The sequence below is a fragment of the Streptomyces sp. NPDC054842 genome (assembly GCF_053611025.1).
The window spans coordinates 1-19,199 of record NZ_JBSGZN010000066.1; the positions used below are offsets into that span (position 1 = coordinate 1).

Sequence of the window (19,199 nt, forward strand, 5' to 3'; positions counted from 1 at the left end):
GCATCACGGATGCCGGGCCCCCTGACGTACGACGGCGGCCGGAACCCCCGCACAGTGGGTTCCGGCCGCCGGTTCCGCGCGTCCCTACAGGGCGAGGCCGGTCAGGACCAGTACGCGCTCGTAGGTGTAGTCCTCCATCGCGAACCGCACGCCCTCGCGGCCGACGCCGGACTGCTTCACACCGCCGTACGGCATCTGGTCGGCGCGGTAGGAGGGCACGTCGCCGACCACGACACCGCCGACCTCCAGCGCCCGGTGGGCACGGAAGGCGGTCTGCAGGTCGTGGGTGAACACACCTGCCTGGAGGCCGTACTTGGAGTCGTTGACGGCGGCGAAGGCCTCCGCCTCGCCGGTCACCCGCTGCACGGTGAGGACCGGTCCGAAGACCTCCTCGCAGGAGAGGGTGGCGTCCGCCGGGACGTCGGCGAGGACGGTCGGCGCGTAGGAGGCGCCTTCGCGCTTGCCGCCGGTGAGGAGCGTGGCGCCGGAGGCGACGGCCTCGTCGACCCAGGACTCGACGCGGCGGGCGGCGTCCTCGCTGACCAGCGGGCCGACGTCGGTCCGGTCGTCCGAGGGGTCACCGGTGACCTGGGCCTCGACGGCGGCGACGATGCGCGGCAGCAGCCGCTCGTACACCGAGGCGTCGGCGATGACGCGCTGCACGGAGATGCACGACTGGCCGCCCTGGTAGTTGGAGAAGGTCGCGATGCGGGTCGCGGCCCAGTCCAGGTCCTCGTCGCCGGCGAAGTCGGCGAGGACGACGGCCGCGCCGTTGCCGCCGAGCTCCAGCGTGCAGTGCTTGCGCGGCACCGAGTCCATGATCGCGTAGCCGACCTTCTCGGAGCCGGTGAACGAGATGACGGGCAGCCGCTCGTCCTGCACCAGCGCGGGCATGCGGTCGTTGGAGACCGGCAGGATGCTCCACGAGCCCTCGGGCAGCCCGGTCTCGGCGAGCAGGTCGCCGATGATCAGGCCGGACAGCGGGGTCGCGGGCGCGGGCTTCAGGATGATCGGGGCGCCGGCGGCGATCGCCGGGGCGACCTTGTGGGCGCACAGGTTCAGCGGGAAGTTGAACGGCGCGATGCCGAGGACGACGCCCTTCGGAAAGCGCCTGGTCAGCGCGAGGCGCCCCTGGCCGCCGGCGTCGGTGTCGAGGCGCTGGGCCTCGCCGCCGTTGAAGCGGCGGGCCTCCTCGGCGGCGAACCGGAACACGGACACCGCGCGTCCGACCTCACCGCGGGCCCACTTGATCGGCTTGCCGTTCTCGGCGGAGATGAGGCGCGCGATCTCCTCGGTGCGCTCGGCGAGCCGCTTGCTGACGTGGTCGAGGGCGGCGGCGCGGACGTGGGCGGGGGTCGCCGCGAACTCGTCACGTACGGCGTGGGCGGCGGCGACGGCCTCCTCGACCTGGGCCTCGGTCGGCACGCTGACCTTCCCGACCAGCTGCCCGTCCCAGGGCGACGTGACGTCGAAGGTGGTCTCGCCGGTGGCCTGGCGGCCGGCGAGCCAGAAGGCGTGGGTGGAAGTCATTGTCGAGTCCCGGCCCTTCCGAGGTTGGTGTGTCCGTGTCTTACGCCACCCACGGTAGGGCCCGCCCGCCGCCCCAGCGCTTGTCCACCCCGTAGCACTCACCCCCCACCCCACTCCGCAACGGCCAACCCACCCACCCAAGGCGAGCCGTCCCCCCGAGCACGCAGCTGGCCACAGCTGCCCCACTGCCGAGCCGAGCACCGCCACTCGCGCGCGCATCCCGGCAGCCGGTCTCGAACCCGCGCCACCGCGGCCGAGCCCTCAGGGCCCGCAGCCGCCATCGCACCGAAGGGGCCGTGCCGGTACATCACATGCCCGTTGCAGGTCGGGCAGGCAGCCAGGGCTCCCCCCGGAAACAGACGGCCACGCCCGACCTGCAACGGGCGGATGCACCGGCACGGCCCCGACCCACCCACCACCGGTCGGCGCCGGCCACCCACTGCCCCGCACCGAACAGCGGGGCACCCCAACGCCGCAGGCCGCAGGCCGCAACGCCGGAAAACCGGCCCCCTACTCCCCCACCCCCGTGGCCTTGAGCGCCAGCCACAGTTCCATCCGCACGTCCGGATCATCCAGCGAGCGCCCGAGGATCTCCTCGACCCGCCGCATCCGGTACCGCAACGTGTGCCGGTGAACCCCGAGATCCGCCGCCGCCGCGTCCCACTGCCCGTGCCGGGACAGCCACGCCCGCAAGGAGGCCACCAGATCCCCCCGCCCCGTCGCGTCATGCTCGCGCAGCGCCCGCAGCAACCCGTCCGCGAACGCCCGTACCGCGTCGTCCGCGAGCAACGGCACCACGGACCCCGCGGCCACCTCCTCGTGCTCGACGAGCGCCCGCCCCCTCCGCCGGGCCACCGACAACGCCTGCTCGGCCTGCTTGTAGGCCGCCCCCGCCGCGATGGGCCCGGCCGGCGCCGACAGCCCCACGACGAGTTCGCCCTCGTCCGCCGCGGCCTGCTCCCGCACGGCGGCCCGCGCAGCGTCGAGGGCTTCCGCGTGCGCCTGGCAGGCGGCCACCGCGGCACCCCCGTCCGCGGCGAGCACGACGAGCCGCTCCCCGTCGGGGACGACCAGCACGGACTCCCCGGACCGGGCGGCGGCGGACTCGACGACCTCGGCGAGCCCGCCCAGCGGGTCACCGTGCGCGTCGGCCACCGCGGCGGACGCGCCGGCGGGCTTCGCGGCGACGCGCGCGTGCCCGTCGGCGTGCGCCCGCCCGGCCGACGCGGACGCGGACTCGGCGAGGATCAGCCGGAAGGGCGCGTCGAGGAGCTCCCCGTACAGGCCCCCGGCGACGGCGCGCGCGTGGTCGGACTCCCCGGCGAGCAGCATCCGCAGCACGGCCGCCCCGATCCGCTGCTCGGCGGCGTGCAGCGAGGTCGAGCGTTCGGTGGTGAGCGTCAGGAGGGCGATCGCGGAGTGGACGGCGTACCGCTCGGCGGTACCGAGGGCGGCGGCCGTCCCGACGGCGAGCGCGGCGCGGGGCCGCCGTCCGGTGCCGAGGGAGTGCAGCTCGATGCGGTCCTCGCCGTCGGGGCCGCCGACCACGGAGCTGGCGGGCGCGGGCCGCTCCCGCAGCCGCTCGACGTCGGCGGTGATCCGCGCGGCGCGGCGCCCGGCCCACTCGGGGGCGGTGGCGACGACGGCGCCGGACGCGTCGTACAGGGCGGCCCATCCGTCGACCTGTCCGGCGAGCGCGGCGAGGAGTTTCTCGGGGCCGTCGTTCAGCGCCTGCTTGGTCAGCTCGCGCTGGGCGGCGAAGCCGGCGGTGACGGCCCGGTACTGGTCGGCGGCGATGGCGGCGGAGACGGCCTTGCTGATGGCGAGGAAGGGGGTGCGCCGGGGCACCTCCAGCAGGGGGAGCCCTTCCTGCTCGGCGGCGTCGACGAGGGCGTCGGGAATGTCGTCGTAGTTGACGCCGACGGCGAATCCGAGGCCGACGACGCCCGCGGCGGCCAGCCGTTTGACGTACCGGCGCATGGCGTCGGGATCCTCCGCGTCCAGCTTGAGCGCGGTGATGAGCAGCAGCTCGCCGCCCTCCATGTACGGCACGGGGTCCGCGAGCTCGCTGACGTGCGCCCAGCGGACGGGCACGTCCAGGCGTTCCCCGCCCGCCCGCACGGTCAGCTTGAGCGCGGAGTGGTGGACGAGGGAGGCGAGCGTGGGGGGCATGGGACCTTCAGGTCTGAGGCGGGCGCGGGGCGGTCGGCCGGGGTGATCTTTTGGCCGCTTCGTATGAAGGGCCGCTTTCGATTCTGCCTCACCGTAGGAGTGCCCCGCGCGCCGTTTCAGCCGCGCAGATCCACCAGGAGCGGTGGCGCGTGCTCACCCTGCACGGTGGTGAGGGACAGCACGGCGTGGCCGGGCGGAACCCCGTGGGCCAGCTCGGACGCCGACCACCGTTCGCGCTCGACCTGCCGGACGGTGACGGCGCGCGCGGTCGGCGCGTTGCCGGTGATGACGCGCCGCAGCATGTGGACGGCCTTGCCGGCGGGGGTCTCGGCGATGATCTGCCGGTCGGTGACGTCCCGGGCCTCGGTCCACTCCTTGCCCCAGACCTCGGCGAAGTCCTGGCCGTCCCAGGGGGTGAGGCCGGAGAGCGCCATGCGACAGCCGATGGCGCCGAGCAGCGGACTGCGCAGTGCCCGCGGCACGTCGTCGAGGGTGCGCAGGGTGAGGACGGTCCCGGCGTTGGCGGAGCGCAGCCGCTGGATGCCGCGGACGGCCTCGGGGGTGATGACGCCGGTCGCGTCGTCGAGGACGAGGCAGGCGAACAGCGACCGGTCCTCGCGGACGGCGACGCCGGCCGTGAACTGGGCGAGGACGAGCCGCGCGAGGATGCGCGAGGCGTCGGCGTGGCCGCGCTGGGGCAGGTCGATGCGGACCCGGACCGGATGGTCGAGGGCGCGCAGGGAGAAGGGCCGTGACTGTCCGGAGGTGTCGAAGAACCCGGCGAAGGCGGGCCGGTCGAGGAGGGCGACGCGGTCGGCGAGGACGCCGCCGACGTCCCCGGGGTGTCCCAGCTGCCGTTCGCGGGCGTCGAGCTCGCGCAGCAGGGACGCCTGCCCGGACTCCTCCAGTCCGCGGCGCAGGGCGGCGAGGGGGCCGGGTGAGCCGTCGAGCAGCTGGCGCAGTTCGGGGACGGAGGGGAAGCGGCCGTGGACGGCGCGGTAGGGGCCGAGGAGCTGGGCGAGGACGGTGGTGGACCGCCGGCTGTCGGCGCCGGGGTGCGGGTCGGCGAGGTCGCCGACGAGGGCCTCGGCGAGTACGGCCGCGGCCTCGTCGGGGTCGGTGGTGCCGCCGTAGAGGTCGAGGTCGTAGACGGACTCGGGGTTCCCGACGCGCACGACGACGTCGTAGGCGTCGGCGGCGCCGAGCCCGGCGCCGGCGGCTCCGACCACGACGACGGCGGCCCGTCCGGCGAGGGCGTGCAGGCACAGGGACTCGGCGAGGGGCCAGACGACGGCGCCGGTCTTGCCGGATCCGGCGGGGCCGACGGCGAGCAGCGAGGTGCCGAGGAGGTCGGGGCCGAGGGCGAGTCCGGTGGCGCGGTAGGCGTAGGGGTTGCGGGGGTCGTCGGCGGTGGTGCCGAGCCGGACCTGTCCGGTGAGCAGGTCGTGGCGGCCGTGCCGGCCGGGCAGGTCGCGGTGCCCGGAGGGGTGGAGGCAGGCGGCGGCGCCGTCCTTCAGAACGGCGCCGGTGAAGGTGGCGAGGCTGTGCCGGCCGCTGCGCACGCCCTGCCAGGCGCGGGCGATGCGGGCGTGGTCGACGTCGCGCATGAGCCCGGTGCGGGCCTCCGCGGCGAGCCTGTCGGCGGCGTCGGCGGCTCCGGCGGCGCGGAGCTGGTTCCACTGGGCGGGGTCGTCCTCGGGGGCGGGCGGGCGTACGTCCGCGGGCGCGGACCGGCGCCAGGCGGGCGGCCCGTAGCGCCGCCAGACCTCACCCCAACGGCCGAGCCGGCCGACTCCGATCATGATCGTGAGGGCGACGGCGGTGTAGTAGGCGTAAACGGCCACGACGGCGCCGACGCTGTGGGGCTCGGCCCAGGAGTCGGGGATCATCGCGTAGAGCGGCAGCAGCCACCAGCCGCCGAGGTAGCCGTTCCACAGCAGGGACCAGAGCAGCCAGCCGACGAGGAAGGCGATGAGCGCGCCGCTGAGGAGCTGGCGCGCGGGGACGGTCTCGGGTTCCTCGGCGGGCCGGGGCCGGTGCCCGAACCGCCAGACGCCGGGTGCCGCCTCCGGGCGCGGGGTGCGCAGCCAGGTCAGGAAGGCGGACCCGTCGGGCAGTGGCGGCATGCCCGGGGCCCGGGCGGGCCTCGGGGGTGTGGCGGGGGCCGGGGGCCGCGCGGGGTGCGTGCTCGCGGGCACGGCGGGGGGTCCCGCCGGGCGCGGCACGGGGCCCGCGTGTGTGCCCCGTGCGTCCTGCGTGCCGTCGCCGTCCATCGCCCTTGCCCCCTGACCAGCGGTCCGTGCCTCGTACGCGGGCCAATCTAGTGCCCCTGCCCGGGGAGTTCACCGCTTACGCGGCCGGACCCGCGCGGACCCGGCGGGGTCCGGCCGTCATCCGTTCTATGTCCACGGCGGACAACCGATTCCCGCGACAACGCCCACATGGAGCATGCCCCGCCCCCTGCCGCGGCCCTAGCCTGCGAAGAAGCGTCCGAAAACACCCCCGCCCGGAAACCCCCGGTCCGCCGGAACACCGGTTCGCAAGATCTTCAGGGAGCCCCTCATGACCGCACTTCCGCAGGAGCGCCGCGTCGTCACCGCCATCCCCGGCCCGAAGTCGCAGGAGCTGCAGGCCCGCCGTACCGCCGCGGTCGCGGCCGGTGTGGGCTCGGTGCTGCCGGTCTTCACCACGCGCGCCGGCGGCGGCATCATCGAGGACGTCGACGGCAACCGCCTGATCGACTTCGGCTCCGGTATCGCGGTCACGTCGGTCGGCGCGTCCGCCGAGGCCGTGGTGCGCCGGGCCTCCGCCCAGCTCCAGGACTTCACGCACACCTGTTTCATGGTCACGCCGTACGAGGGGTACGTCGCCGTCGCCGAGGCGCTGGCGGAGCTGACCCCGGGTGACCACGCCAAGAAGTCGGCGCTGTTCAACTCGGGCGCCGAGGCCGTCGAGAACGCCGTGAAGATCGCGCGGGCGTACACCAAGCGCCAGGCGGTCGTCGTCTTCGACCACGGCTACCACGGCCGGACGAACCTGACGATGGCGCTGACCGCGAAGAACATGCCGTACAAGCACGGCTTCGGCCCGTTCGCGCCCGAGGTCTACCGCGTGCCGGTGGCCTACGGCTACCGCTGGCCGACCGGCCAGGAGAACGCCGGTGCCGAGGCGTCCGCGCAGGCCATCGACATGATCAACAAGCAGGTCGGGGCTGAGAACGTCGCCGCGATCATCATCGAGCCGGTGCTCGGCGAGGGCGGCTTCATCGAGCCCGCGAAGGGCTTCCTGCCGGCGATCAGCCAGTTCGCCAAGGACAACGGCATCGTCTTCGTCGCGGACGAGATCCAGTCCGGCTTCTGCCGCACCGGCCAGTGGTTCGCCTGCGAGGACGAGGGCATCGTCCCGGACCTGATCACCACCGCCAAGGGCATCGCGGGCGGTCTGCCGCTGGCCGCGGTCACCGGCCGCGCCGAGATCATGGACGCCGCGCACGCGGGCGGCCTGGGCGGCACCTACGGCGGCAACCCGGTCGCCTGCGCGGGTGCGCTCGGCGCGATCGAGACGATGAAGGAGCTCGACCTCAACGCCAAGGCGAAGAACATCGAGGCCGTCATGAAGTCCCGCTTGGGCGCGATGGCCGAGAAGTTCGACATCATCGGCGACGTCCGCGGGCGTGGCGGCATGATCGCCATCGAGCTGGTGCAGGACCGCGGGACCAAGGAGCCGAACCCGGCCGCCACGGCCGCGCTCGCCAAGGCCTGCCACCAGGAGGGCCTGCTGGTCCTGACCTGTGGCACCTACGGCAACGTCCTCCGCTTCCTGCCCCCGCTGGTCATCGGCGAGGACCTCCTGAACGAGGGCCTCGACATCATCGAGCAGGCCTTCGCCCGTATCTGACGTCCCACCGGCCCCGGGCGGGACCGGCGCCCGCCCCGGATTCCGTTTCCGGCCGGGGCGGGCGCACGGGGAAGCAGAGCGTGTGAAGAACGTGTGCGGGGTGGATGACGGGACGCGAATGTGGCTGTCGGAGCCGCATCCGCTGTCGTAGGTTCTACGCAGATGAGAGATACACCCCGCCCACAGGGGACTGTGGGCGACGCCGGGTCGGGGCCTCCCCAGCTTCGCCCTGGTCGTGCCCTCGCGCACACACCCGGAGCTTCCGGCTCCGGATCTCCTCACCGATCGGATGGCCGCTCGCCCCAAACCCCCCGGGGCGCGCGGCACACCGATCCGGACGGCCACCCCGGAACCACCCCCCCTGTTCCGGGGTGGCCGACCATCCTCCTCGGCCTTCCGGCCCTCCTTCTCGCGCTGATCACCTGGCAGGTCGCGGCCCACGGCCCCCTCGCCCGCGCGGACGAACGCCTCAGTGACGCCCTGGTCCGTCCGAACCGGTTCTTCGAGCTGCTCGCCGACCTCGGGAACGTCTCCGTCGCCGTCCCCGTCCTGGTCGTCGCCCTGGTCCTCGCGGCCCACCGCTCCCGCCGCGCCGGCGCCGACCGGTGGTGGCTGCCCTCCGTCGCGGCCGCCGTCCTGATGGCCGCCGTACCGGCCGTGGCCGTACCGGCCAAAGAGCTGATCGCCCGCCCGGGCCCACCGGTCATGGGCCCGGGTACGGGCTTCTATCCCTCGGGTCACACGGCGACCGCCGCCGTCGCGTACGGCGCCGCGACCCTGCTCCTCCTGCCGCTGCTGCGCACCGCAGCGGCCCGCCGCGCCCTGCTCACCGCCTGTCTGGTGCTGAACCTCGCGGTCGCCACCGGCCTCGTCGCCCGCGGCTTCCACTGGCCGCTGGACGTGGTGGCGAGCTGGTGCCTGTGCGCGCTGCTGCTGGCGGGGCTCGCCGGGTTCCTCAGCCGAAGTAGGCGTCGAAGTTCTTCGAGAACTCCCAGCCGCCGAACCGGTCCCAGTTGATCGACCACGTCATCAGGCCGCGCAGGGCCGGCCAGGTCCCGTGCGGGCTGTACGACCCGCAGTTCGTCCTCTTCGTGAGGCAGTCGAGCGTCTTGGTGACCTCCGCCGGCGAGACGTGGCCGTTGCCCGCGTTCGTCGTCGCCGGCATGCCGATGGCGATCTGGTCGGCGCGCAGCGGCGGGAAGACGTTGTTCGCGTCGCCCGCGACCGGGAAGCCGGTGAGCAGCATGTCGGTCATGGCGATGTGGAAGTCGGCGCCGCCCATGGAGTGGTACTGGTTGTCGAGCCCCATGATCGAGCCCGAGTTGTAGTCCTGGACGTGCAGCAGCGTCAGGTCGTCGCGCAGGGCGTGGATGACGGGCAGGTAGGCGCCGGCGCGCGGGTCCTGGCCGCCCCATTTCCCGGTGCCGTAGTACTGGTAGCCGAGCTGGACGAAGAAGGTCTCGGGCGCCATGGTCAGGACGAACTTGGCGCCGTACCGGGCCTTGAGGGTCCTGACCGCCGAGATCAGGTTCACGACGACCGGGGTCGTGGGGTTCCTGAAGTCGGTGTCGGAGGCGTTCAGGGAGAGGGAGTGGCCCTCGAAGTCGATGTCCAGGCCGTCGAGACCGTACTCGTCGATGATCTTCGACACCGAGGAGACGAAGGTGTCGCGGGCCGCCGCGGTCGTCAGCTGGACCTGGCCGTTCTGGCCGCCGATGGAGATCAGGACCTTCTTGCCCGCCGCCTGCTTGGCCTTGACGGCCGCCTTGAAGTCGGCGTCGCTCTCCACGTTCGGGCACTCGGTGACCGGGCAGCGGGTGAAGCGGATGTCGCCGGAGGTGGTGGAGGTCGGCTCGCCGAAGGCCAGGTCGATGACGTCCCAGCTGTCGGGGACGTCGGCCAGCCGGGTGTAGCCGGCGCCGTTGGCGAAGCTCGCGTGCAGGTAGCCGACCAGGGCGTGCGCGGGCAGTCCTGAGGAGCCGTCGCCGGTGCCCGGGGAGGTGGTCGCGGTGACGGCCGCCGACTTCGCCGACTCGCCCGCGTCGTTCACGGCCGCCACCTGGAAGCTGTACGCGGTGGCGGGTGACAGGCCGGTGACGGTGGCCGAGGTCCCGCTCGCCGTCTGCGCCTTCACCCCGTTGCGGTAGACCGCGTACCCGGTCGCGCCGGGGACCCCGGACCAGGACAGGGCGACGCTGCCGGAGGTCACCGTGCCGGTCTTGAGACCGGTGGGCGGGGCGGGCGGCTGGCTCGCGTCGGCGCCCGGGCCGACCAGGGAGACGTCGTCGGCGTAGTAGGTGCCGGTGCCGTACCAGCCGTGCGTGTACAGGGTGACCTTCGTGGTGGACGGACCGGTGCGGAAGGTGGTGGTGAGCTGCTGCCAGTCGGCGGCGGACTGCGTCCAGGTGGAGACGTCGGTGGTGCCGGTGCCGTTCGCGCCGAGGTAGACGTAGCTGCCGCGCACGTGACCGGTGAGGGTGTACTGCGCGTCCGGCTTCACGGTGACGGTCTGGCTGCACTGCGCGTAGTCGTTGCCGGCCGGGGTCGCCTTGAGCGCGGAGGTGCCGCTGCGCACGGGCGAGGTGACGGTACTGGCCGCCGTGCAGGTCCAGTTGTCCAGGCCCGCCTCGAAGCCGCCGTTCCTGACGAGGTCCGCGTCGGCCGCACGGGCGGCCGACGAGAGGGCGGTGAGGCCGGGGACGGCCAGGACGGTGGCCGTGCAGACGGCGAGAATTCTGCGCCGTACGAATGGTCTGTCGGGTCCGGTGCGGTCCACAGCTGCCTCCGGGCATGGGGGAATTGGAGGGTGGAGCGCGCCCAACTTGGTCCAGACCAATTGCGTTGTCAAGACCTCCGGCGTGATCCCGGGCGGGACCGGCGTGCGGTCAGGGGCGTTCCTCACCCGCCAGACCGGCCGCCGCCTCGTGCATGGCCAGCTCCAGCAGTGCCGGATCGGTGAGGGTGCCCGAGCCGTCCGGCGGGACCAGCCAGCGGACTCCGCCGGTCGACCTGCCCGGGTACGGCACCACGATCCACGTGCCGCGGCCCGCGGTGCGCACGCCGGTGCCGAGCCAGCGGGCGGCGGTCCCGGCGGGTACGAAGAACCCCATCCGGGCGTCCCCGAAGTCGACGAGCACCGGCCCCGGTTGGTCGATCACCCGGGTCAGCACGTCGAGGGTGGGATAGCCCAGCTCCCCCGGCAGGATGAGGACGTCCCACAGTTTGCCGGCGGGCAGCAGCGCGACCCCGGTCGGGTTGCGTTCCCACTCCCAGCGGCAGGACTCGGGGTCCGGCGCTGCGGATGCCAGCCACTCGACCGCCGTCTTGGCGCCTGTCATGACGGAACCTCCCTTTCTCGTGTCGACGCTGGTCGCGTCACAGGGGAGAGGGAGGTCCGGGCCGGGCATTACGCGGGTTCCCGGCACTTGTTGCCGGTGAACCGGGTCACAGGGGATGAGCGGGGCGTACGCGCGTGGATCAGTTGCTCCCGCGTGCGCCCCGGGCGATCACCGGCGCCGGCCGCCGGGCGGCCGGCGCGCGCTCAGCTGTCGAAGCCGAGTCCGAGCCGGTCCATCGCCTTCAGCCAGAGGTTGCGGCGCCCCTCGCGCGCGTCGGCCCGCGCGAGCGACCACTTGGTGAGGGCGATACCGGCCCAGGCGAAGGGCTCGGGCGGGAAGGGCAGCGGCTTCCTGCGGACCATCTCCAGCTCGGTGCGCTCGGTGCGCTCCCCCGCCAGCAGGTCGAGCATGACGTCGGCGCCGAAGCGGGTCGCGCCGACACCGAGGCCGGTGTACCCGGCCGCGTACGCCACCCGGCCCTGATGGGCGGTGCCGAAGAACGCGGAGAAGCGCGAGCAGGTGTCGATGGCGCCGCCCCACGCGTGGGTGAACCGCACGCCCTCCAGCTGCGGGAAGCAGGTGAAGAAGTGCTCGGCGAGCTTCGCGTACGTCTCGGGGCGGTCGTCGTACTCGGCGCGCACCCGGCCGCCGTACGGGTAGACCGCGTCGTAGCCGCCCCACAGCACGCGGTTGTCGGCGGAGAGGCGGAAGTAGTGGAACTGGTTGGCCGAGTCCCCGAGGCCCTGGCGGTTCTTCCAGCCGACGGACGCCAGCTGGTCGGCGGTCAGCGGCTCGGTCATCAGCGCGTAGTCGTACACCGGGACGGTGTACGCGCGCACCCGCCGGACCAGGTTCGGGAAGATGTTGGTCCCGAGCGCGACCCGGCGGGCCCGGACGGAGCCGTAGGGGGTGCGTACGGCCATGCCCGCGCCGTGGGGCCGCAGGGCGAGCGCGGGGGTGTTCTCGTAGATGCGCACGCCCAGTTCGCGGCAGGCGCGCTTCAGTCCCCAGGCGAGCTTGGCCGGGTGGAGCATGGCGACGCCCCGCCGGTCGTGCAGCCCCGCCAGGAACGTCGGTGAGTCGACCTGCTCGCGCACCGCGTCGGCGTCCAGGTACTCGATGCCGTCCGCGAGGCCCTCGCGGACCAACTCCTCGTACCACTCGCGCAGTTCGGCGGCCTGGTACGGCTCGGTGGCGACGTCGATCTCGCCGGAGCGCTCGAAGTCGCAGTCGATGGAGTAGCGGGCGACCGCCGCCTCGATCTCGTCGAGGTTGCGGGCGCCCAGCTCCTCCAGCTTCCTGATCTCGTCCGGCCACCGGGTCAGGCCGTTGGCCAGACCGTGGGTGAGGGACGCGGCGCAGAACCCGCCGTTGCGGCCCGAGGCGGCCCAGCCCACCTCGCGGCCCTCCAGCAGGACAACCTCGCGCCGCGGGTCGCGCTCCTTGGCGAGGAGCGCGGTCCACAGTCCGCTGTAGCCGCCGCCGACGACGAGCAGGTCGCAGGTCTCGGCGCCGGTGAGGGCGGGCTCGGGGTCGGGCTTGCCGGGGTCGTCCAGCCAGTAGGACACCGGCCGGGCGTCGGACAGAGAAGTGGTCCAGCGGTTCATGGCGCCTGGGGCCATGATGTCAACTCCCTACGGGTTTATCGCTTTACGCCTTCTGCCGGTTGCGGCGATTGCCGATCACCATTCCGGCCAGGACGAACAGTACGGCGACGATGAACATGGCCGTACCGATGACATTGATCTGAACGGGTGTTCCGCGCTGTGCCGATCCCCAGACGAACATGGGGAAGGTGACGGTCGATCCCGCGTTGAAATTGGTGATGATGAAATCGTCGAAGGAGAGCGCGAAGGCGAGCAGCGCGCCCGCGGCGATTCCGGGGGCCGCGATGGGCAGGGTGACCCGGAGGAAGGTCTGCACGGGACCGGCGTAGAGGTCCTGTGCCGCCTGCTCCAGACGCGGGTCCATCGACATCACGCGTGCCTTGACGGCGGTGACCACGAAGCTGAGGCAGAACATGATGTGGGCGATCAGGATCGTCCAGAAGCCCAGCTGGGCGCCCATGTTGAGGAACAGCGTCAGCAGCGAGGCGGCCATCACGACCTCGGGCATCGCCATCGGCAGGAAGATCAGCGAGTTCACGGCGCCGCGTGCCCGGAAGCGGTAGCGGACCAGCGCGAAGGCGATCATCGTGCCGAGAGCGGTGGCTCCGAGCGTCGCCCAGAACGCGATCTGGAGGCTGAGCGAGAGCGAGCCGCACATGTCGGCGACCCCGCACGGATCGCGCCAGGCGTCCGTGGAGAACGCCTGCCATTCGTAGTTGAAGCGCCCCTTCGGTTTGTTGAAGGAGAACACCGTGACGACGACGTTCGGCAGGAGCAGATATCCGAGGGTCACCAGACCCGCGATGACGACGAGATGGTGCTTGAGCCAGCGTACGAAGGCCATTTAGACCAGATCCTCCGTCCCGGACTTGCGGATGTAGAGCGTGACCATGACGAGGATCGCGGCCATGAGGATGAACGAGAGCGCCGCGGCCGTCGGATAGTCGAGGATCCGCAGGAACTGCGTCTGGATGACGTTGCCGACCATGCGGGTGTCCGTGGAGCCGAGCAGGTCGGCGTTCACGTAGTCGCCGCTCGCGGGGATGAACGTCAGCAGGGTGCCGGAGACGACGCCGGGCATCGACAGCGGGAAGGTCACCTTGCGGAAGGTCGTGACGGGCCTCGCGTACAGGTCGCCGGCGGCCTCGTGCAGCCGTCCGTCGATCCGCTCCAGCGAGGTGTAGAGCGGCAGGATCATGAACGGCAGGAAGTTGTACGTGAGGCCGCAGACCACCGCGAGCGGGGTGGCCAGGACCCGGTCGCCCGAGGTCATGCCGAGCCAGCTCGTGACGTCCAGGACGTGCAGCGAGTTGAGCGCGCCGACGACCGGGCCGCCGTCCGCCAGGATCGTCTTCCAGGCGAGCGTGCGGATCAGGAAACTGGTGAAGAAGGGCGCGATCACCAGGATCAGCACGACGTTGCGCCAGCGGCCCGCGCGGAACGCGATGAGGTACGCGAGCGGGTAGCCGAGGATCAGGCACAGCACCGTCGCCGAACCGGCGTACAGCACCGAGCGCAGGAACTGCGGCCAGTAGTCCGCCAGCGCGTCCCAGTAGGTCGCGAAGTGCCAGGTGACCCGGTAGCCGTCCTCCAGGGAGCCCGTCTGCACGGACGTGGACGCCTGGTAGACCATCGGCAGCGCGAAGAAGACGACCAGCCACAGGATGCCGGGCAGCAGCAGCCAGTACGGGGTGAGGCGGCCCCTTCTGCGGGGCGGCTTCTTCTCGGGGGCGGTCGGCGCGAGGGGCGGTGGCGCCTCGGTGAGGGTCGACATCAGGCAGCCTCTTCCTCGACCGACTCGACGCCCGCGTCGATGTCCTGCGCCGCGTCCAGGCCGAAGGTGTGCGCCGGGTTCCAGTGCAGGACGACGTCGGCGCCGGGCCGGAGCCGGGAGTCGCGGTCGATGTTCTGCGAGTAGACCTCGAACCCGGCGCAGACGGCGCTGTCGACGACGTACTGCGTGGAGACGCCGATGAAACTGGAGTCGGCGATCGTCCCGGTGATCCGGTTGCGGCCCGCCGGGATCTCGCCGGCGTCGTCGGCGTGCGTGAGCGTGATCTTCTCGGGGCGGACACCGGCCAGGACCCTGCCGCCGGCCGTCGCGGGCGCCGAACATCGCGCGGCGGGCAGTACGAGCTTGCCGCCGCCCGCCTTGAGGATGATCTCGTCGCCGCTGCGGGTGTCGACCTCGGCCTCGATGAAGTTCGAGGTGCCGAGGAAGTTGGCGACGAAGGTGGTGTTCGGGTTCTCGTACAGGTCGGCGGGCGCGCCCAGTTGCTCGACGCGGCCCGCGTTCATCACGGCGACGGTGTCGGCCATGGTCATGGCCTCCTCCTGGTCGTGCGTGACGTGCACGAAGGTGATGCCCACCTCGGTCTGGATCCGCTTGAGCTCCAGCTGCATCTGGCGGCGCAGCTTGAGGTCGAGGGCGCCGAGCGGCTCGTCGAGCAGCAGCACCTTGGGGTGGTTGATGAGGGCGCGGGCCACGGCGACGCGCTGCTGCTGGCCACCGGAGAGCTGGTGCGGTTTCTTGCGGGCCTGCTCGCCGAGCTGCACCAGTTCGAGCATGTCCTCGACCTGCTTCTTCACCGACTTGATGCCGCGCCGGCGCAGGCCGAAGGCGACGTTCTCGAAGATGTCGAGGTGCGGGAAGAGCGCGTAGGACTGGAAGACGGTGTTCACCGGCCGCTTGTAGGGCGGCAGGTTCGTCACGTCCTGGTCGCCGAGCGAGACGGTGCCCGAGGTGGGCTCCTCCAGGCCGGCGATCATGCGCAGGGTGGTGGTCTTGCCGCAGCCCGAGGCGCCGAGGAGCGCGAAGAACGAGCCCTCGGGGACGGTCAGGTCGAGCGGGTGGACGGCCGTGAACGCGCCGTAGGTCTTGCTGATGCCGGAGAGGCGGACGTCGCCGCTGTTGTCGTTCTTCATCATCGTCACGCCCCTGTGAGCTTCGCGAACTTCTCTTCGTAGGCCGTCTCTTCCTTCTGGCTCAGTGAGCGGAAGGCGTGCGACTTGGCGGCCATGGCCTTGTCGGGAATGATCAGCGGGTTGTTCGCCGCGTCCTCGTCGATCTTCGCGAGCTCGTCCTTCACGCCGTCGACCGGGCACACGTAGTTGATGTACGCGGCGAGTTCGGCGGCCGGTTCCGGCTCGAAGTAGTAGTCGATCAGCCGCTCGGCGTTCGTCTTGTGACGTGCCTTGTTGGGGACGAGCATGTTGTCCGTGGACGTGATGTAGCCGCTGTCCGGGATGATGAAGTCGACGTCCGGGCTGTCCGCCTTGAGCTGGACCACGTCACCCGCCCAGGCGACACAGGCCGCCAGGTCGCCCTTGGTGAGGTCGGACGTGTAGTCGTTGCCGGTGAAGCGGCGGATCTGGCCCTTGTCGACGGCCTTCTGGAGCCGGGCGATCGCCGCGTCGTAGTCGTCGTCGGTGAACTTCGCCGGGTCCTTGCCCATGTCGAGCAGCGTCATGCCGATGCTGTCGCGCATCTCGGAGAGGAAGCCGACGCGCCCCTTGAGCTTTGGGTTGTCGAGCATGTCGGAGATCGACTCGACCTTCTCGCCGTCGAGCGCCTTCTTGTTGTAGGCGATGACGGTCGAGATGCCCTGCCAGGGGTAGGAGTAGGCGCGCCCGGGGTCCCAGTCGGGGGCGCGGAACTGCTGGGAGATGTTCGCGTAGGCGTGCGGCAGGTGGGAGGGGTCCAGCTTCTGGACCCAGCCGAAGCGGATCAGCCGGGCCGCGAGCCAGTCGGTGACGACGATGATGTCGCGTCCGGTGTCCTGGCCCGCCGCGAGCTGCGGCTTGATCTTGCCGAAGAACTCGACGTTGTCGTTGATGTCCTCGGTGTACTTGACCTTGATGCCGGTACGGCGGGTGAACGCGTCGAGCGTCGGGTGGTGCTTCTCGCTCTCGTCCACGTCCATGTACTCGGTCCAGTTGGAGAAGTTGATCGTCTTCTCCTTGGCCGAGTGGTCCTCCGCGGAGACGCCGCCCTGGGTCTTGCCCGCGGCGGGGATCCCGCAGCCGCTCAGCGCTCCGGCACCGCCCACGGCCAGCGCGCCGCCGGCGGAGGCGCGCAGCAGCGAACGCCGGGTGAGTGATGCCCTGCCGTTCCTCAGACTGCGGTGAAAGGCGGCCAGTTGGGCCGGGGACGGACGGTCGGGCTCGTACTGCTCCATGCTCCTGGTGCCCTTTCGGGAGGGAAGCGGCCGTGGTCAAGCGGCCTGTTCTGGCTATCGGTCCCCGAAGATCGTGCGGTGCCAGTCCTTCCTGGCGACCGCGGTGTTGTCGAACATGACGTGCTTGATCTGCGTGTACTCCTCGAAGGAGTAGGCAGACATGTCCTTGCCGAAGCCGGACGCCTTGTAGCCGCCGTGCGGCATCTCGCTGATGATCGGGATGTGGTCGTTGACCCACACGCACCCGGCCTTGATCTCGCGGGTGGCGCGGTTGGCCCGGTAGACGTCGCGGCTCCAGGCGGAGGCGGCGAGGCCGTACGGGGTGTCGTTGGCGAGCCGGATGCCCTCGTCGTCGGTGTCGAAGGGGAGCACGACGAGGACGGGGCCGAAGATCTCGGACTGCACGATCTCGCTGTCCTGGGCGGCGTCGGCGACGAGGGTGGGCCGATAGTACGCGCCGTCCTTCAGGTCCCCCGGGATCTCTCCGCCGGTCACCACGCGCGCGTAGGAGCGGGCCCGGTCGACGAAACCGGCGACGCGGTCGCGCTGGGCGTGCGAGATCAACGGGCCGAGGTCGGTGTCCGCGGCGAACGGGTCGCCGACGCGGACACCCGCCATGAGGGCGCCGGTCCTCGCGACGAACTCGTCGTAGAGGGGCCGCTGCACGTACGCGCGCGTGGCGGCCGTGCAGTCCTGGCCGGTGTTGATCAGGGCGCCGGCGACGGCGCCGTGCACCGCGGCCTCCAGGTCCGCGTCGTCGAAGACCACGAACGGGGCTTTGCCGCCGAGCTCCAGGTGCAGCCGCTTCACGGTGGCGGTGGCGATCTCCGCGACGCGCTTGCCGACGCCGGTGGACCCGGTGAACGAGGTCATGGCCACGTCCGGGTGGCCGACGAGGTGCTCGCCCGCGTCCCTGCCCGCGCCGGTGACGATGTTGACCACGCCGTCGGGGATGCCGGCCGCGGTGGCCGCCTGCGCGAAGAGCAGGGAGGTGAGCGGGGTGAGCTCGGCGGGCTTGAGGACGACGGTGTTGCCCGCGGCGATCGCCGGGAGGATCTTCCAGGCGGCCATCTGGAGGGGGTAGTTCCACGGCGCGATGGAGCCGACGACGCCGATCGGCTCACGGCGTACGTAGGAGGTGTGGTCCCCGGAGTACTCGCCCGCGGACTGGCCCTGCAGATGGCGGGCCGCGCCGGCGAAGAACGCCGTGTTGTCGATGGTCCCCGGGACGTCGAACTCGCGGGTCAGCTTCAGCGGCTTGCCGCACTGGAGGGACTCCGCCTGGGCGAACTCCTCGGCCCGCTCGGTCAGGACGGCGGCGAAGCGGTGCAGCGCGTCGGAGCGCTCGCCGGGGGTCGCGCCGGACCAGCCGGGGAACGCCGCGCGGGCGGCGGCGACGGCGGCGTCCACGTCGGCGGGGGACGCCAGCTCGTACGTGTAGACCTCGTCGCCGGTGGCGGGGTCGACGACCGCGTGGGTACGGCCCGAGGTGCCCTTGACCAGCCGGCCCGCGATGTACTGCGCGCCCTCCGCGAAATGGTCCTGCGCCTGGAAGCGATGGCCCGGATTGTGCATGTCGCTCTCCTCCGCCGCCCTCCCCGTCCCACGGGGGCTGGCGTAGCTCCAGCTCGATTTGAGTGCCGATCCTGACAGAGAGAGGTGACCTCAACAAGTGATTCCGTTGTTGCCTTTTGGTTACGCGACGGAATCTGTCGACCAGGTGTCGAGTCAGCCCGGAAAAGGCAGGACGGACTGTCAGTGGTGCGTGCCAGACTCGCGTGCATGGGGACGATCGATTCTTGGGAAGCCCTGGTCAGGGAGGTCCGCGCGGGGGCGAGGATCAAGTACCTGCACTTCTGGGGGCACCGGCCGCGGCCGGACGGACGGGTCGGCGCGAGCTGCCTGAGCCAGTGGTGGCCGTCGCCGTTCACCGTGGCCGGCGTCGAGTACGCGACCGCCGAGCACTGGATGATGGCGGGCAAGGCGCGCCTCTTCGGCGACGAGGAGGCGGAGCGGCGGGCCCTGCGGGCGCCGAGTCCCGCGCTGGCCAAGAAGGCGGGCCGGCTGGTCCGCGGCTTCGACGACGCAATCTGGGAGCGGGAGCGCTTCCGGATCGTGGCCGAGGGCAGCGCGCACAAGTTCGCCGCCCACCCCGACCTGCGGCACTTCCTGCTGAACACGGGCGACCGGGTGCTGGTCGAGGCCAGTCCCGTGGACCGGATCTGGGGCATCGGGCTCGCCGCGGACGACGAGCGCGCGGGGGACCCCGAGCGCTGGCGGGGCCCGAACCTGCTGGGGTTCGCGCTCATGGAGGCACGGGAGCGGCTGAGAACGGCCGGCGTCCCGGCGCCCGGCGACGCGGATACGTCCCTGTCCTAGAGAGGACGTCCGGGGTGCCCCGTGGAGGGCGGCCCGGGGGACGCCGGCCCGGAGGGCTCGGAGAACGCGGCCCCGGAGGGCGTCCCTGGGAGGGGGAA

The 19,199-nt window shown here is 72.0% G+C and carries 14 protein-coding genes; 3 read left to right on the forward strand and 11 right to left on the reverse strand.

The features are described 5' to 3' along the window. Nucleotides 1-84: 84 nt before the first annotated feature. The 3 genes from ACWGIS_RS33315 to ACWGIS_RS33325 all read right to left on the reverse strand — a co-directional run bounded on the left by ACWGIS_RS33315 (nt 85) and on the right by ACWGIS_RS33325 (nt 5,975). Nucleotides 85-1,530 (reverse strand): aldehyde dehydrogenase family protein, encoded by a 1,446-nt coding sequence (locus tag ACWGIS_RS33315; RefSeq protein WP_453366238.1) that lies wholly within the window; start codon nt 1,528-1,530, stop codon nt 85-87. Nucleotides 1,531-2,040: 510 nt separating this feature from the next. Continuing rightward, nucleotides 2,041-3,702, reverse strand: coding sequence for a PucR family transcriptional regulator (locus ACWGIS_RS33320; RefSeq protein WP_453366239.1), 1,662 nt, complete (start codon nt 3,700-3,702; stop codon nt 2,041-2,043). 116 nt (nt 3,703-3,818) lie between these two features. Continuing rightward, on the reverse strand, nt 3,819-5,975 hold the full coding sequence (locus tag ACWGIS_RS33325; protein WP_453366240.1) for an ATP-binding protein: 2,157 nt from the start codon (nt 5,973-5,975) through the stop codon (nt 3,819-3,821). 289 nt (nt 5,976-6,264) lie between these two features. Here ACWGIS_RS33325 and gabT point away from each other — a divergent pair, with 289 nt between their 5' ends. Then, nucleotides 6,265-7,599 (forward strand): 4-aminobutyrate--2-oxoglutarate transaminase, encoded by a 1,335-nt coding sequence (gene gabT, locus ACWGIS_RS33330; protein WP_453366241.1) that lies wholly within the window; start codon nt 6,265-6,267, stop codon nt 7,597-7,599. A gap of 162 nt (nt 7,600-7,761) precedes the next feature. Then, nucleotides 7,762-8,616: a phosphatase PAP2 family protein gene (locus ACWGIS_RS33335; protein WP_453366242.1), complete on the forward strand. Its 855-nt coding sequence runs from the start codon at nt 7,762-7,764 to the stop codon at nt 8,614-8,616. Here the strand turns inward: ACWGIS_RS33335 and ACWGIS_RS33340 are convergent. The 8 genes from ACWGIS_RS33340 to ACWGIS_RS33375 form a co-directional block, all read right to left on the reverse strand. Then, a complete protein-coding gene (locus tag ACWGIS_RS33340; protein WP_453366243.1) occupies nt 8,555-10,375 on the reverse strand; it encodes a chitinase in 1,821 nt (606 codons plus the stop codon). The two genes, ACWGIS_RS33335 and ACWGIS_RS33340, sit on opposite strands and share 62 nt — an antisense overlap. A 109-nt stretch (nt 10,376-10,484) precedes the next feature. Beyond that, complete coding sequence (locus tag ACWGIS_RS33345) at nt 10,485-10,937, reverse strand: hypothetical protein (protein WP_453366244.1); 453 nt, start codon at nt 10,935-10,937, stop codon at nt 10,485-10,487. 203 nt (nt 10,938-11,140) lie between these two features. After that, complete coding sequence (locus ACWGIS_RS33350) at nt 11,141-12,559, reverse strand: NAD(P)/FAD-dependent oxidoreductase (RefSeq protein ID WP_453366245.1); 1,419 nt, start codon at nt 12,557-12,559, stop codon at nt 11,141-11,143. Nucleotides 12,560-12,587: 28 nt separating this feature from the next. Then, nucleotides 12,588-13,388 carry an ABC transporter permease gene (locus ACWGIS_RS33355; RefSeq protein ID WP_453366246.1) on the reverse strand — a complete coding sequence of 267 codons (801 nt, stop codon included), beginning with the start codon at nt 13,386-13,388 and terminating at the stop codon, nt 12,588-12,590. Next, nucleotides 13,389-14,318 carry an ABC transporter permease gene (locus ACWGIS_RS33360; RefSeq protein WP_453366247.1) on the reverse strand — a complete coding sequence of 310 codons (930 nt, stop codon included), beginning with the start codon at nt 14,316-14,318 and terminating at the stop codon, nt 13,389-13,391. Next, complete coding sequence (locus ACWGIS_RS33365) at nt 14,318-15,469, reverse strand: ABC transporter ATP-binding protein (protein WP_453366264.1); 1,152 nt, start codon at nt 15,467-15,469, stop codon at nt 14,318-14,320. The genes ACWGIS_RS33360 and ACWGIS_RS33365 overlap by 1 nt, the downstream gene beginning before the upstream one ends. 5 nt (nt 15,470-15,474) lie before the next feature. Beyond that, nucleotides 15,475-16,722 carry an ABC transporter substrate-binding protein gene (locus ACWGIS_RS33370; protein ID WP_453366248.1) on the reverse strand — a complete coding sequence of 416 codons (1,248 nt, stop codon included), beginning with the start codon at nt 16,720-16,722 and terminating at the stop codon, nt 15,475-15,477. 54 nt (nt 16,723-16,776) lie between these two features. After that, nucleotides 16,777-18,297 (reverse strand): gamma-aminobutyraldehyde dehydrogenase, encoded by a 1,521-nt coding sequence (locus ACWGIS_RS33375; protein WP_453366249.1) that lies wholly within the window; start codon nt 18,295-18,297, stop codon nt 16,777-16,779. Between the two features lie 207 nt (nt 18,298-18,504). Here ACWGIS_RS33375 and ACWGIS_RS33380 point away from each other — a divergent pair, with 207 nt between their 5' ends. Next, nucleotides 18,505-19,101 (forward strand): NADAR family protein, encoded by a 597-nt coding sequence (locus ACWGIS_RS33380; RefSeq protein WP_453366250.1) that lies wholly within the window; start codon nt 18,505-18,507, stop codon nt 19,099-19,101. Nucleotides 19,102-19,199: the final 98 nt, after the last annotated feature.